The organism is Allopusillimonas ginsengisoli (assembly GCF_004153455.1).
GTDB lineage: Bacteria > Pseudomonadota > Gammaproteobacteria > Burkholderiales > Burkholderiaceae_B > Allopusillimonas > Allopusillimonas ginsengisoli.
The window spans coordinates 1-15,812 of the sequence record NZ_SDQE01000014.1 but is presented as its reverse complement, the minus strand read 5'-3'; the positions used below and the strand labels follow the sequence as shown (position 1 = coordinate 15,812).

Annotated in this window: 10 protein-coding genes; 6 read left to right on the top strand and 4 right to left on the bottom strand. The window is 60.4% G+C overall.

Translation table 11 applies throughout. The features are described from left to right. Nucleotide 1: 1 nt before the first annotated feature. The 4 genes from yghX to ERE07_RS18670 form a co-directional block, all read right to left on the bottom strand. On the bottom strand, nt 2–889 hold the full coding sequence (gene yghX, locus ERE07_RS18685) for a YghX family hydrolase (protein ID WP_130010569.1): 888 nt from the start codon (nt 887–889) through the stop codon (nt 2–4). 163 nt (nt 890–1,052) lie between these two features. After that, the gene (locus tag ERE07_RS18680) at nt 1,053–1,967 is read right to left on the bottom strand and encodes a cation diffusion facilitator family transporter (RefSeq protein ID WP_130010568.1); all 915 of its coding nucleotides are present in this window, start codon (nt 1,965–1,967) and stop codon (nt 1,053–1,055) included. Nucleotides 1,968–1,973: 6 nt separating this feature from the next. Beyond that, a complete protein-coding gene (gene metG / locus ERE07_RS18675) occupies nt 1,974–4,046 on the bottom strand; it encodes a methionine--tRNA ligase (protein ID WP_130010567.1) in 2,073 nt (690 codons plus the stop codon). 303 nt (nt 4,047–4,349) lie between these two features. Continuing rightward, nucleotides 4,350–4,604 (bottom strand): hypothetical protein, encoded by a 255-nt coding sequence (locus ERE07_RS18670; RefSeq protein ID WP_130010566.1) that lies wholly within the window; start codon nt 4,602–4,604, stop codon nt 4,350–4,352. A 231-nt stretch (nt 4,605–4,835) separates the two neighbouring features. Between ERE07_RS18670 and apbC the strand changes: the two genes are divergently transcribed. The 6 genes from apbC to ERE07_RS18640 all read left to right on the top strand — a co-directional run bounded on the left by apbC (nt 4,836) and on the right by ERE07_RS18640 (nt 15,320). Continuing rightward, complete coding sequence (gene apbC, locus ERE07_RS18665) at nt 4,836–5,687, top strand: iron-sulfur cluster carrier protein ApbC (RefSeq protein ID WP_245153780.1); 852 nt, start codon at nt 4,836–4,838, stop codon at nt 5,685–5,687. A 4-nt stretch (nt 5,688–5,691) separates the two neighbouring features. Next, nucleotides 5,692–7,467 carry an autotransporter assembly complex protein TamA gene (locus tag ERE07_RS18660; RefSeq protein ID WP_130010564.1) on the top strand — a complete coding sequence of 592 codons (1,776 nt, stop codon included), beginning with the start codon at nt 5,692–5,694 and terminating at the stop codon, nt 7,465–7,467. Beyond that, a complete protein-coding gene (locus ERE07_RS18655; RefSeq protein ID WP_130010563.1) occupies nt 7,464–11,087 on the top strand; it encodes a translocation/assembly module TamB domain-containing protein in 3,624 nt (1,207 codons plus the stop codon). Before ERE07_RS18660 ends, ERE07_RS18655 begins: the two co-directional genes overlap by 4 nt. A gap of 109 nt (nt 11,088–11,196) precedes the next feature. Next, nucleotides 11,197–11,760, top strand: a complete 564-nt coding sequence (gene dcd / locus ERE07_RS18650) for a dCTP deaminase (RefSeq protein WP_130010562.1) — start codon at nt 11,197–11,199, stop codon at nt 11,758–11,760. A 12-nt stretch (nt 11,761–11,772) separates the two neighbouring features. Beyond that, entirely contained in the window at nt 11,773–14,034 is a 2,262-nt protein-coding gene (locus ERE07_RS18645) for an arginine/lysine/ornithine decarboxylase (protein WP_130010561.1), read from the top strand. A 56-nt stretch (nt 14,035–14,090) separates the two neighbouring features. Next, nucleotides 14,091–15,320: a BaiN/RdsA family NAD(P)/FAD-dependent oxidoreductase gene (locus tag ERE07_RS18640; protein WP_245153788.1), complete on the top strand. Its 1,230-nt coding sequence runs from the start codon at nt 14,091–14,093 to the stop codon at nt 15,318–15,320. The last annotated feature ends 492 nt before the right edge of the window (nt 15,321–15,812 follow it).

Below are 15,812 nucleotides of genomic sequence, written 5' to 3'. Positions count from 1 at the left end.
ATTAACGCAGGTATCGCTCGAACCATTCCAGCGTTCGGTCCCAGGCCAGTTCAGCCGCGTCTTTGTCATAGCGCGGGGTCGTATCGTTGTGGAACCCATGATTTGTGCCTGGGTAGATGTGGGCCTGGTATGTTTTGCCGTGCTCTTTCAATGCGGCTTCGTAGGCGGGCCAGCCCTGATTAACGCCGGCATCGTTCTCTGCGTAATGCAGCAATAAGGGCGCCTGGATTCTGGGTACGTCCTCCACGCTGGCCTGGCGTCCATAAAAGGGAACGGCGGCCGCCAGCTCGGGGTAGGCCACCGCCGCGGCATTGGAGACGCCGCCGCCATAACAGAATCCGACAATGCCCACTTTGCCTGTTGAGCGCTCATGAGCGGTCATGTATTCGACGGCCGCGAAAAAATCGTTCATCAGTTTCTGGGGATCCACCTGTTGTTGCAGTTCGCGCCCCTTGTCATCATCACCAGGATAGCCGCCCTTGGAACTGAGGCCATCAGGCGCCAGCGTCAGGTAGCCTGCTTTTGCAAGGCGGCGCGCCACGTCTTCGATATAGGGGTTGAGCCCGCGGTTTTCGTGGACAACCACGACGGCGGGTAATTTGCCTTCACGCTTGGCCGGCGTAACAAGATATCCTCGCACATCGCCATGGCCTTGTGGCGAAGGGTAGGTCAGGTATTCGGTGGTGATGTCGGGGTCGGTGAGGGGCACCTGCTGGGCGAGCGCATAGTTGGGTGTCAACGCGGCCAGGAGTGCGGTGCCGGTGAGCCCGGCGACCGCAAAACCCGCGGATCGCTGCAAGAACTCGCGCTTGCTGATCCGCCCATGCGCGTAGAAATCGTAAAGCTCCAGCAGTTCGGGGGAAAAATGTTGAGCAGTGAGTCTGGACATGGTGTCTCTCCAAAGGGGTGGGCCGTGTTCAGGCAGGCTGAGACAAGCAAACTGCGTTGTCAGTGTAGATCAACTTTTCCGTGGCGTACGATAATTGAAACAACAATTAAGGCCTTGCCAGGCGAGGCTGGCGCAGGCCATCGCCGAGCCGCTGGCCTTTGGATTAATGTGTCTGCGAGGATCCGTCGTTCAAGGGTCGTTTTACTGGATCAAAGTGCGTCATGACGTCCAGCACGGGCTCTTTCTCCATCACGCGGTCGCGGGCCGCGACGGCGATCGCGTGGCCCTCGGTGATGGTCAGGTCGCCGTCCATTTCGATATCGACCTCTACCCAAATCATGTCGCCCATTTTGCGGGTCTTGAGCGCATGAATGCCGAGTACGCCGGGTGTGTCGAGGATATGCTGGCGGATACGGCCTTCGGTTTCGTCATCCACGGCGGCGTCCATGAGGTCGTTGAAGGCGGCGTAGAAGAACTTCCAGCCCATGCGGATGATCATGAGTCCGACCACCAGGGCGGCGAGCGGATCGGCCAGGTGTAGGCCGCTCAGATTGGCCAGAATGCCCAGGGCGACAACCAGAGACGACGCCGCGTCGGACCGGGCATGCCAGGCGTTGGCGACCAACATGGAGGATCGTACGCGCCGGGCGACACGCAGCATATAGCGGAACAGCAGTTCTTTGGATGCCAGCGCGAGCAGGGCGATGACGAGCGCCGCAGCATGGACTTCCGGGATGGCGGCTGGCGTCTGCAGAACGTTGAAGCTGCGCGCCAGCATGCCGATGCCCACGGCGAGCAGCAGTGCCCCAATTGCCATGGACGCGGCAGTTTCGAAGCGCCGGTGGCCGTAGGGGTGTTCGGCGTCAGGCGCCTTGTGGCTGTGCTTGTTGGCCACCAGCACTACGCCATCCGAGACCAGGTCGGACAGGGAGTGGATGGCGTCGGCGACCAGCGCCTGCGAATGGGCGAGCACCCCGACCACCATCTGGAGGGTGGTCAGGACGATATTGACGGCCACACTGACCAGGGTGCTCCGGCGACCCGCAGCCTGGCGCTGGGTATCAGTCGGGGCCGGCATGGTGCGCTAGCTGATGCGCATGCCCGGCTGCGCGCCGGGCCAGGCTTGCAGCACGTACAGCCCGGCATCGGCGTCCTTGTCGGCGTGGCTGGCGGACAGCACCATGCCTTCGGAGACGCCAAAGCGCATTTTGCGGGGCGCCAGATTGGCCACCACGACGGTGAGCTGGCCCTTGAGATCCTCTGGTTTGTAAGCCGACTTGATGCCTGAAAATACCTGGCGCAGGCGACCCTCGCCGACGTCCAGCATGAGACGCAGCAGTTTGTCCGAGCCCTCGACCTCGCTGCATTCGACGATGCGGGCGATGCGCAGATCCAGTTTGCCGAAATCCTTGATATCGATGGCGTCTGCGATGGGCTGGCCGCCGGGCGTTGGCAGGGCTTGTGCCGGCGGCTCGAAAAGGTCGTCCAGCATGGTCGGCTCGACGCGCTGCATGAGATGCTTGAAAGGGGCGATCTGGGTAGGCAGTACGCCGGCGTCGGCCCAGAGATAATTGCGTGTTTCGCCAAAGAGTTCGTGGGCCACGCGGTGAGCCAGGGCGGGCAGCACGGGGGCGAGCATCACGGTCAATGCCTTGAAGCCAGCCAGGGCGCGCGAGCAAACGTTCTGCAGGCCGGCTTTCTGTTCGTCGCTGGCGCTGGAGATGCCCTTGGCCATGATCCAGGGCTGGGCGGCGTCAAAGGCCTGATTGATTTGATCCGCATGGGCCATGAGGCGTCGCACGGCACGGCCATATTCGCGAAGCTCGAAATCGCTGCGTACCTCTTGCGCCACCTGTTCAAGTTCCTGCTGCAGGGCTTGCGGATCGCCAAGATAGGCGAGCTGGCCGTCGAAGTGCTTGCTGATGAAGCTGGCGGCGCGGCTGGCGATGTTGACGTATTTACCGATAAGGTCGCTGTTGACGCGGGCGATGAAGTCGTCTGGATTGAAATCCAGGTCTTCGACGCGGCTATTGAGTTTGGCGGCAATGTAGTAGCGCATCCATTCGGCGTTCATGCCGAGATCCAGGTAGCGGATAGGCGAGATGCCCGTGCCGCGACTCTTGGACATTTTTTCGCCGCTGACGGTGATAAAGCCATGGACATGCAGGTTGTCCGGCGTTTTGCGGCCCGAAAACTTGAGCATGGCGGGCCAGAACAGGGCGTGAAAGTACACGATGTCCTTGCCGATGAAGTGCACCTGCTCGGTATCGCCGGCTGGATCCAGCAGGGCGTCGAAATCGATGCCCTGCTTGTTGCAGTAGGCCTTGAGCGACGCCAGATAGCCGACAGGCGCGTCCAGCCAGACATAAAAATACTTGCCGGGCGCATCGGGAATAGGGATGCCAAAATAAGGCTCGTCGCGGGAGATGTCCCAGTCGGCAAGATTGGCGTCGCTGTCTGCGTTGCCGGTGCCCAGCCATTCGCGGGTCTTGGCCAGCACCTCAGCCTGCAGGTGCTGGTTGCCTTGCGCGTTGGTGCCCGTGGTCCACGCTTGCAGAAAAGCGACGCAGCGAGGGTCGGACAGGCGAAAAAAGAAGTGTTCCGACGTCTTCAGAACAGGCCGGGCCTTGGTAAGCGTGGAATAGGGTTCGATCAGTTCGGTGGGCGAATAGACCGCGCCGCAGGATTCACACGAATCGCCGTATTGGTCTTTGGTGTGGCAACGGGGGCATTCGCCTTTTATATAGCGGTCGGGCAGGAACATGCCCTTGACGGGGTCGTAGAACTGTTCGATATCGCGGCTGTAGATAAAGTCTGCCGCCTTGAGCTTGCGGTAGATATCGTGTGACAGCTCGATGTTTTCGGCCGAATCGGTGGAGTGCCAGTGGTCGAATTCGATATGAAAGCCGTTCAGGTAACGCGGGCGTTCGGCCGCATACCGGGCAACCAGTTCGTGCGGGGTGATTTTCTCGCTTTCGGCCTTGAGCATGATGGGTGCGCCGTGTACGTCGTCGGCGCCCACGAAATGCACCGTATGGCCCGACATTCGCATCGAACGAACCCAGATATCGGCCTGGATGTATTCCATGATGTGGCCGATGTGGAAGGAACCGTTGGCGTAGGGCAGTGCGGTGGTGACGAAAATCGTGCGCGGCATGTTCAGGAGGCTTGAGTAAGAAAATCGAGGGTGGTGCGCCGGGCGGCGCAAAAGATCGATTTTAGGGCTTTCGCCGCGAACCTGCTTGGCCAGTGATTAAAGCGCGTTGTGATTGTCGTTGGCTGAGGTGCTGCGGGGGTTGGCAGCGGGCAGGGCCAAACGCGAGGACTTGGCCGGCAATGTTGTAAAAGTGCCGACGCAATATGGTGAACAATTGTTAATTGTGCAAGATGCAATGAAACAGCCGCCGCGCTGTTTTACAGGGCTCGCGGCCGATACGGCGTTGGCATCCCGCAGATGAAATCAGGGGATTTCGCGCATCTCGACATCGGTGACATCTTTGGCGCGGAACATGCGCTCAGACCGCTTTGGCGCGGCCTGGCGGCGTTGTTCCCAATAGGCGCGGGCGCCGAAGGGCCGGCCTTTGATGCGGGCGACGATATACAGGATGCCGACGGCGATCGCCGTGGACACCATGAAAACGAAGGCCGCAACCATGCCGAAGATGGCCAATACGAAAAACAGGATGCCGCGGATGATTTGATTAAATGTATTCATGTGCCTTGATAGACCGCGTTCCGGGAAAAAAATTCCCGCGATCCGCTATTCTTGAGTCTTCAGTGTATTCTTCCTGTGTCTGGCTGTCGACTTGAGGTCTAATGCCGACACGGATTACTAACCGTCACTGTACCCTTAGCGTATCCCTCGCACAACGGCGCGTGGCCGTTGGCGAAACGTATTGAAACTGCTTTGGCGCCACCCTGGCGCCGGGCGGAAGGATCTGAACACATGCAGATTGTCAGCCATGCCGTGCAGCCGGGGCTCAAGCCCATGGCCAATGTACGCAACATCATTGCCGTCGCGTCGGGCAAGGGCGGCGTCGGCAAAAGCACGACTGCCGTCAACCTTGCCCTGGCGCTGTCGCGCCAGGGGGCGCGTACCGGCCTGCTGGATGCCGATATCTATGGGCCCAGCGTGCCTATTATGCTGGGGCTTTCCGGCAAACCCAAGAGCCTGGATGGCAAGACCATGGAGCCGCTCGAAAAACATGGTCTGCAGGCCAATTCCATTGGTTTTCTCATCAATGACGATGCGCCTGCCATCTGGCGAGGGCCGATGGTCACGCAGGCTTTGCAGCAATTGCTCACGCAAACCAATTGGCACGATCTGGATTATCTGATCGTCGACATGCCGCCCGGCACCGGCGATATTGCCCTGACGATGGCGCAGAAAGTGCCGCTCACGGGCGCGATTATCGTCACCACGCCCCAGGATCTCGCGCTGGCTGATGCCCGCAAGGGCCTGCGCATGTTCCAGAAAGTGAATGTGCCGGTGCTGGGGGTGGTCGAAAATATGTCGGTGCACATTTGCAGTCATTGCGGTCACGCCGAGCCGATTTTCGGAGAGCATGGCGGGCGCGACATGGCGGCCGAATACAACCTGTCGTGGTTGGGAGCCCTGCCCTTGCAGATGCGGATACGGGAGCAGACCGATTCGGGCATGCCCAGTGTCGTGGCCGAACCAGACGGCGAGGCGGCCCGCGCTTACATCGAGATAGCGACCAAGCTGGCGGCCAATGTCGCGGCGCTGCCGCCGGATATGTCGAGCAGCCGCCCCTCGGTCGTCGCTCGGAAGCCCTGACTGCATGCGTGGGGTCGTTGTCGTCGGGTTGTTGCTGGTGGCGGGTTTCGTCCACGAGGCGCGCGCGGATCGCCCAGAGGTGGTGATCGATCCTGGGGGCGTGCCGCCAGAGGCGCTGCAGGCCATCAATGGTGCGGTCGAGGCCATTACCCGCCTGGCCGAAGATCAGGACGGCGGCGAAGTCTCGCGCTTGCGACGCCGCGCGCACGACGCCACGGTGTCGGCGCTTGAAACGCAGGGATTTTTTTCGCCGGTGGTCACGCTCGAGGTGGGCGAGGATGTTGCTGGCGAAACCTGGGATATCGTGATCGAACCGGGCGAGCGCACGCATGTGGATGGCGTCGATATTCAGTTTTCGGGCCAGATCGAGCGTCCGCAGTTCGAAACCCGGCTGATCGGCTTGCGGCGCGACTGGCCGCTGACCGAGGGCATGCCGTTTATCAGCAAGTCCTGGCGAGAAGCCAAGGAATCGCTGCTCGATGGTGTCAGCCGCAAGGATTTCTATTTTGCCCGCTATGAGAGTACGCAGGCGACCGTAGACGCCGAAACCGCCAAGGCTGATCTGTTCGTCAAGGTGGACAGCGGCCCCCGCGTAGTGATGGGGCCATTGACGGTATCGGGCCTCAAGCGCGTGCCCGAATCGTTGATTGATCGCTATGTTCACTATGCGCAGGGGGATCCCTACGATCAGGACAAGCTGGATGACTGGCAGCAGGCGCTGCAGTCCACCTCGTTTTTTCGCGGGGCGTTTGTTACGCTGAATCAGGACGAGTCCGCGCAGAAAGTCCTGGAGGATGGCTCGGTCGAACTGCCTGTTCGTGTGGATGTCTCTGAAGCACCAGCGCGGCGGGTCACCACTTCGATCGGGGTGGACAGTGATCACGGCTTGCGGGTCGAGGGCCTGTACAGACAGAACGTGGTGTTCGGCAAGCCTGTCTGGATCGAAACGGGCGCCGGGCTGGACAAAGATCGTCAACGCCTGTTCTTCGACGTGCATTTGCCCCCTACGCGCAGTGGCCATCAGGACAGCGTAGGGGTGCTCTACGAGCATTCGGACATCGAGGGGCTGGAAAACAGCCGCTTGGGCCTGGGCGCCAAGCGCCTCAAGGCCTGGGAAGCCGGCGGTGACAGCCGTGTCGATTACGAGTCGGAGTGGGGGCTGGTGGCTGCCTACGACAAAACGCGCATCAGCGGCGCCCCGGGTTACGAGGTGCCCACCTTGACGGGCACCTATCGCTTCTTGCGGCGCGATGTGGATAAAAAATACGATCCCCGCGAAGGCAATCTGATCGAGATCGGGTTGGGTACTGGCGTGACGCTGGACGAAGGCCAGAGTTTTTCGCGGGCGGGGGTCAGGGCTCAAAAGTGGTGGCCCGTGGGGCGCCGCGATGTGGTGACGGCGCGCGCGGAAGTTGGCAAGGTCTGGACGCAAACCGACCGCCTGCCTGCAGACTTCGGCTATCGTACCGGTGGCGCGCGTACGATACGCGGCTATCGCTTCCAGAGCATAGGCCAGCCGCGCGGCGATGCCATCATTGGCGCCTACGCGTTGGCGGTGGCCAGCGTGGAGTACACACACTATTTCACTGAATCGCTTGGCATGAATGTATTTGTCGACGCTGGCGATGCCGCCCGGACATTCGGGGATATGGATTGGCATGTCGGCTATGGCACGGGCCTTGCTGTCCGGACACCGGCAGGGCCGTTTTTCGTCGATCTGGCCTATGGCCAGCGCGACAAGAAGTTGCGTCTGCATTTTTCCCTGGGTATTGCGTTTTGAGTCGTACAAGCCGCTGGTTGCGATCAGCCTTCATCTGGATAGGTCCGATAGTTGTACTGCTGCTGGTAGTGGTATGCGGTTTTTGCTATTGGGTGCTGGCCACGCCTTCGGGCACGCGCTGGGCGCTGGTGACAGGTGCGCGGCAGGTCGATGCGCAGGTCAGCGGGATATCGGGGTCGGTGTGGGATGGCCTGCGGGTCGGCGAATTTGATATGCCGCTGCCCGATGAAGGGCGTGTCCAGCTCGAGAATCTGCAGTTGCGGGTGGAGTGGCGTGAGCTGCTGGAGCGGCGTCTGCATATTCTCGATTTGTCTGCGGGCGCGGTGGAGGTCGACCTGCCGGTGCCTGCCGAACAAGCGCCGCCCTCCGAGCCGTTCTCCATGCCGTCCTTGCCCGTCAGTCTGGCGGTGGATCGCTTTGCCGTGGACACGATTGTGGTGCGTCAGGGCGGTGAGCCTATCCCGGTCGACATTGCCGGCGTTGATGCGTCTTTGTATGTGGATAACGCGGGTGGGCAGCTTGCGTTGCGCAACCTGGAAGTCGGCAATGAGCAGGTGAGCGCGACCTTGAGCGGGGATGCGAACCTGGCTTCGCTGCAAGACCCCTGGCCTGCAGACATCAAACTGACCACCGTGGCCAAAGGGTTGACACCGGCCTCGCCGCTGTGCGCTCGAAATTATCTGGAAACCCTTCCTGCCGATGCGCAGGATGAAGACTGCACCCTGGCGCTGGACACCACGGTGCGAGGCAATCTGGATCAGTTGACGCTGAACGTGGACGGCACCGGGCAGGGCATGGCCGCGGACGTGCAGGCGACGCTCACGCCAAGAGCGGTGTTTCCGCTCAAGGACGCCAAGGCGGATGTCACGCTGGCGGATGGTTCGTCGCTGCAGGCAGCAGTGGACTGGCAGTCGGAGCAGGTTGGCGAAGCGGTCAAGGACCGCCTGGTTGGCGAACTCAAGGCCGACAAACTGAATATCGGCCAGTTGGTGGGCGATGTCATTCCGCCGGCGGTACTGAGTCTCGCGGCGGATTTTGATCTGCAGCTGCTTGATCGCAGTGTGGTCGAATCCGCAGAGGTGTCGCTGGTGTTCGGTGAAGGCTCTTCCTGGAACAAGCAGGCGCTGGCCGGACACTTGAAGACACAGGTGGTGAATAATCCGCCCAAGCATACCGTGGCAGATGTACCGCCAGCAGACGGCACGCCGCCTGCGACAGAACCCGCCGAGGCTGTATCGCCCGAGGAACAAGCCACTGAGCCCGCGGCGCCTATCGTTCCTCCCCTTCTCAAGCATCTTGCGCTGGCGGCGATCGACATGGATCTTACGCTGGGGCCCAATCATCTGCAGGCCAAGGGTTCGCTGGGGTCAACCGACAGCCATGTCAAGCTGGACATGAAGGCGCCCGTGCTGGCGGCCTTTTGGCCGGACGTGCCGGGCGGCGCGGCGCTGGCTGGCGATCTGGCCGGCACCCTGGATCAGCACAAAACCGATCTGATTGCGCAATACACGCCCGATCATGCGGTCGCCGGCAAGGTGGGCGAGGCGCCGATTGACGCACATGTGGTGCTGGAAGGCGGCTGGGGCAATGGGCCGGATGGCAGGCAGGCCGAGGGCTGGCGCGGCACGCTGCGCTCGATCGATGGCGATCATGCCGGGTTTTCGCTGAAGTCGGACAGCCCGACGACGGTCAGTTTCATCCCGGGCGCGCAGGCGCCTGCCTGGCAGTGGGAAATAGGGCGCAGCCGCATCGATCTGCTGATGGATTCCCGCCCGTTGGTGACGCTCGCGCATGCGGGGTCACGAGGCGGCGCGGGGCGCTGGGAAACGCAAGGCGCAATTGATCAACTGGTGGTGTCCGAGCGCCGCATCGACGCATTGCGCAAAAAACTCGGTATGGCTACCGAAGAAAGCGAAAAGCAGGGCGGCGTAAAAATACGCGGGCAGGCGGACAAAAAAGACGATGAGATCGCATTGGGCCTGGACTGGGATTTTAAATTTGCCGGCGTGCTCGAAGGGTCGGCACATATCAAGCACTTGTCGGGCGATATCACCGTGCCGGCCGAACCGCCTTTTCCGCTGGGTTTGCAGACGCTGACCCTGGATCTGCAGGCAAAGCGGGCCAGCAATACGGCCAGCACGCTGACGGCCAACCTGAATGTCGTCACCAAGGATATGGGCCGGATCACAGCCCAGGGGAGCACATTGCTGCACGCCCGGGACGGCAGTCTGTACCTGGAGCCCAAAGATCGCAAGACTGTGAGGCTGGATGCCGATGTAGACGACTTGAGCTGGCTGAGCCTGTTTACGGGCGATGCGATGGAGTTTGGCGGCTCCTTGCGCGCACAGATCGATGTTGAAAGCCAGTCCGATGGCAGCTGGGGCAGCAACGGCACGATCAATGGCGAAAAATTGAGAATTGTGCGTATCGACGATGGCATTCGCCTGTTGGATGGCACGCTCACCGCGCATATCGACAATAATCGGTTGATACTGGACAAGTTGAGTTTTCCGGCGCGGCTGCGCGCCAAGCCCAAGGAGTGGCGTACGGCGGAGTGGGTGAGCAGCAATCCGGATGCGCAGAACGGCAGTCTCACACTCACAGGCGAGTGGGATATCTTTGAGTCCATCGGCACGGTGGATATTGATCTCTATCGATATCCGCTGCTGCAGCGTGCCGACCGCTATGCCATGCTGACGGGCAAGCTGCGTCTGGCCGCCGAGCTGCCCAAGGTCGCCATCAAGGGTGCGATCACCGCCGATGCGGGCTGGTTCGATCTGGATATGCTGGGTGGCATCCCCACGGTGGACAGCGACGTGGTGGTGATACGCCCTGGCCAGCAGGCCAAGGAGGCCAGCGTGCCCATGGATATGTCTCTGGAGCTCGACGTGGATCTGGGGCCGCGTTTTTACCTGACGGGCTACGGCGTGAACTCTGGGCTGGTGGGCAAGTTGCATATCACCATGATCGGCGACAAGCTCACCGCCATGGGGGCGCTGCGTACGCGCGGCGGCGCCATCGAAACCTATGGCCAGCGGCTGCAGCTGCGCCGGGGCACCATTACCTTTCAGGGTGACATCACCAGCCCGATTCTCGATATCGAGGCCTTGCGCACCGGGCTGGCAGTCGAGGCCGGGGTGCGGGTGGCCGGTACGGCCAAGCGGCCACGCATTGATTTGATTTCGTATCCTGCGGTCAGCGAGATCGAAAAGCTGTCCTGGCTGTTGCTCGGGCATGGGCCGGACGATTCCGGTGGCGACGTGGCGTTGCTGTTCTCGGTAGGCACCTCCTTTCTGGGCGATGGCGAGCCGTTCTACCGCAAGTTTGGCATCGACGAGGTCAGCATGCGTTCGGGCGAACTGGGCGGGGCGGGCAGTATTCTTCCGGCGGAAAGTGTTGTCCGGGGGCTGGATGACGGGGCCAGCGATATCGAGCGCCGTTTCATTATTGTCAGTAAAGGTCTGGCCAATGGCGTGACATTCAGCCTGAGACAGGCCTTGTCGGATACGGGCACCGTGGCGCATGCCAGCTACCGATTGGCCCGCGGCCTGACCGCCGAGTTGAGCGTGGGTACCGTGAGCGGCCTGGCACTGGTTTACCGCTGGTTCTCGCGAGACTGACGGGACGCTGGGCCGTGGTTTTGACGCAACAAGCAATCTGTTTTTTGTCTGTCCCGCAGTCGTAGCCTGCAGGGGCTAAAATACGCGCCAATGTTATAAGGGTAGGGTTATGAGCATCAAAAACGATCGCTGGATCCGGCGCGCCGCCGAGAATGGGATGATAGAGCCGTTCGAGCCGGGTCAGGTGCGTTCGATTAACGGCAACCGCATTGTCAGCTATGGCACCAGCAGCTATGGCTACGATGTTCGGTGCGCGGACGAGTTCAAGATATTTACCAATATCAACTCGACCATTGTGGACCCCAAGGCCTTCGACGAAAAATCATTTGTCGATTTTAAAGGCGATGTCTGCATTATCCCGCCCAATTCGTTTGCATTGGCGCGTACAGTAGAGTTCTTCCGTATCCCGCGCACGGTGCTGACCGTATGCCTCGGGAAAAGCACTTACGCGCGCTGCGGCATCATCGTCAACGTCACGCCGCTGGAGCCCGAATGGGAAGGCCACGTGACGCTGGAGTTCTCCAACACCACACCTCTGCCGGCCAAGATCTACGCAGGCGAGGGTTGCGCACAAATGTTGTTTCTGGAAAGCGACGAGGTCTGCGAAACATCTTATCGCGATCGCGGCGGCAAATATCAGGGACAGACTGGGGTTACCCTGCCTCGCACCTAGCAGGAGCTATTGATGAAATTTCGTTTCCCCATCGTCATTATCGATGAAGACTACCGCTCGGAAAATGCCTCGGGTTTTGGCATCCGCGCGCTCGCCTCGGCGATTGAAGCCGAAGGCGTCGAGGTGCTGGGCGTGACCAGTTACGGCGACCTCAGTTCGTTTGCGCAGCAGCAGAGCCGCGCCAGCGCCTTCATCCTGTCGATCGATGATGAGGAGTTCGTGGTCGCCTCGCCCGAGGACGTGGCCAACGCCATCAAGAATCTGCGCTCCTTCATCGGCGAGCTGCGTTTTCGCAACGCTGACATCCCTATCTATCTGTATGGCGAAACGCGCACGTCGCAGCATATCCCCAACGATATCCTGCGCGAACTGCATGGCTTTATTCATATGTTCGAGGACACGCCCGAGTTCGTGGCCAGACATATTATCCGCGAGGCGCGAGCCTATCTGGACGGCCTTGCGCCGCCGTTCTTTCGCGAGCTGGTCAAGTATGCATCGGATGGCTCATATTCCTGGCATTGTCCGGGGCACTCGGGCGGTGTGGCGTTTCTCAAGAGCCCGGTGGGGCAGATGTTCCATCAATTCTTTGGCGAGAACATGTTGCGCGCCGATGTCTGCAATGCGGTCGACGAGCTTGGCCAATTGCTGGATCACACTGGCCCTATTGCAGAATCCGAACTGAACGCGGCCCGCATTTTCCATGCGGACCACTGTTTTTTCGTGACCAATGGCACCTCTACGTCCAACAAAATCGTTTGGCACGCCAATGTGGCGTCCGACGACGTTGTGGTTGTTGATCGCAACTGCCACAAATCCATTTTGCACGCCATCACCATGACGGGCGCGATCCCGGTGTTTCTGCGCCCAACGCGCAATCACCTGGGCATTATCGGGCCTATTCCCCTGGATGAATTCGATCCAGAAAATATCCAGAAGAAAATCGAGGCCAACCCTTTCGCGCGCAATGCCCGCAACAAGCAGCCACGCATTCTGACGCTGACGCAAAGCACTTACGATGGTGTTATCTACAACGTCGAGATGATCAAGGAAAAGCTGGGCTCTTACATCGACACACTGCATTTCGACGAAGCCTGGCTGCCTCACGCCGCCTTCCATGAGTTCTATCAGGATATGCACGCCATTGGCGAGAATCGGCCGCGCTCCAAGGACGCCATGATTTTTGCCACGCACTCCACGCACAAATTGCTGGCGGGCCTGTCGCAGGCATCGCAGATTACGGTGCAGGATTCCGAGACCCGCCAGTTGGACCGCAATGTGTTCAACGAGGCCTACCTGATGCACACCTCCACCTCGCCCCAGTACGCGATTATTGCGTCCTGCGATGTGGCGGCGGCGATGATGGAGCCGCCGGGCGGCACCGCGCTCGTCGAGGAAAGCATTTCCGAAGCCCTGGACTTCCGGCGCGCCATGCGCAAGGTGGAGTCCGAGTTCGGCAAGAACGACTGGTGGTTCAAGGTATGGGGGCCCAATCGCCTGGTGTCCGATGGCATAGGCGAACGCGACGATTGGCTGCTGCAGTCGGGCGATAAATGGCATGGCTTTGGCGATCTGGCCGAAGGCTTCAATATGCTGGACCCGATCAAGGCCACGATTGTTACGCCCGGGCTGGATATCGAAGGCACGTTTGCCGAAACCGGCATTCCCGCGGCGCTGGTGTCCAAATACCTGGCCGAGCATGGTGTGGTGATCGAAAAAACAGGGCTTTATTCCTTTTTTATCCTGTTCACCATCGGCATTACCAAGGGCCGCTGGAATACCCTGCTTACTGCCCTGCAGCAGTTCAAGGACGATTACGACCGCAACCAGCCGATGTGGCGCATCCTGCCGGACTTCTGCAAGGAACATCGCCGCTACGAAAAAATGGGCTTGCGCGATCTTTGCCAGCAGATTCACGAGGCCTACCGCAAATATGACCTTGCCCGCCTCACCACCGAAGTCTACCTGAGCGATATGGTGCCGGCCATGAAACCGTCGGATGCCTATGCCAAGATGGCGCACCGCGACGCCGAACGCGTCTCGATCGACGATCTCGAAGGCCGTGTAACGGGTGTGTTGCTTACCCCTTATCCGCCCGGCATTCCGCTGCTGATTCCGGGAGAACGCTTCAATCAGCGCATCGTCAACTATCTCGAATTCGCACGTGAATTCAATGCGAACTTCCCTGGCTTTGAAACCTATGTGCACGGGCTGGCGCGCGATATCGGGCCAGATGGCAAGGAACGCTACTACGTAGACTGCATCAAGGAAGTCTGAGGCGCGTGAGTAGCGGTGTCTACGATGTTGCGGTGATCGGGGCCGGCGCAGCCGGCATGATGGCCGCTGCAGTGGCCGGCCAACGCGGACTGCGTGTGGTGCTGATCGACCACGCCAGTCGACTGGCGGAGAAAATCCGCATTTCGGGCGGGGGCCGCTGCAATTTCACGAATATTGGGGCAGGCCCAGCGAACTTCATTTCGCAGAACCCCAATTTCTGCCGCTCGGCGCTGGCGGGCTATACGCCGCGTGATTTTATCGATCTGGTCAAGCGCCATGGCATTGCCTGGCACGAAAAGCACAAAGGACAGCTGTTCTGCGACGAGTCCAGCGAACAAATTATCGCGATGCTGCAGGCAGAATGCGATGCCGGGCGGGTAAAGTGGAAAATGCCCTGTACGGTGCAGTCCATCTCCCGCGCGTCCGACCATACCAAACCGCCTGCTGCCGATGCTTTGTCCGGCGCCAACGCGCCGTTCGTGCTGGACACCAGCCAGGGTGAGATCGCCGCGCATCAACTCGTACTGGCCACAGGCGGGATGGCGATTCCGCAATTGGGCGCAACGGATTTCGCCTTGGGTATCGCGCGGCAGTTCGGGCTCAAGGTGGTCGAGCCACGGCCCGCGCTGGTGCCGCTGACATTCGACACAGAGGCCTGGAAGCCGTTTGCAACGCTCAGTGGCGTTGCACTCGACGCTGAGGTGTCCGTGAGGCACCAGACAGAAGGCAAAAAGAAAGCCGCCACCACGTTTTACGAAGACCTCCTGTTCACGCACCGAGGCCTGTCGGGCCCTGCCATCCTGCAGATATCAACCTTCTGGAATCCCGGCCAACCCTTGCAGCTGAACCTGGCACCAGGGCAAGACATGGAGCAGCTCTTGCTGCAGGCCAAATCGGGCAACCGCCAGCAACTGGGCACGGTGCTGTCGGGCCTGTGGCCCAAACGGCTGGCCGAGCAATGGCTGCAAAACGCCCCGAACCAAGGCCAGCAGCTCGACACAGTACGCATGGCCGATGCCCCAGACAAGCTGCTGCGCTCACTCGCCCACGCGATTCACAACTGGACACTCACGCCATCTGGGACAGCGGGCTATAAAAAGGCAGAAGTCATGCGGGGTGGGGTGGACACACGTAGCCTGAACCAGAAGACTATGGAAGTCAAAACAGTGCCTGGCCTTTACTTCATCGGCGAAGCCGTTGATGTAACGGGCTGGCTGGGCGGATACAACTTCCAGTGGGCCTGGGCCTCCGGCGCAGCATGCGGGCGGGCCCTCCAGCAGCACTGACAAGCGTCTTACGAAAGCCGCGCCCAGACCACCAGCACTGGAAAGCACTCAACCTCGACCGGCAACACTGAAAGGCGTTCAACCTCCACCATCAGCATCGGCAGGAATTCAACATCCACCACCAGCATTGATCGAACTCAACCTCGAACGGCAGCACTGTACTGAGCGTGTGTGGTGTAGCGCTTCGTCCGGGCAGGTTGTGCAGGCGCCACGTTTTGTCATGGGGCGGGGAGGCAAGGCCGCAGCTGCTCGAGCGCGACGCTTGTCCACAGTCCGGTGGACTGTGGACCGCGCGAGTTTTGCGGCCGCCCCGATCCATGACAAAACGTGGGTAGTCCCGGCAGGGACCGCCGGAACATGCCTGGGCGAAGGAGAGTGTCCGTAATTTTGTGTTCGGTCCTATGATTATCTTCAAGGAGATGAACCATGGCACAAGAACCAAAGAAGGAACCTAAAGGCATTCCCAAGGGTGCGTTACCGGCCAGCGCCCAG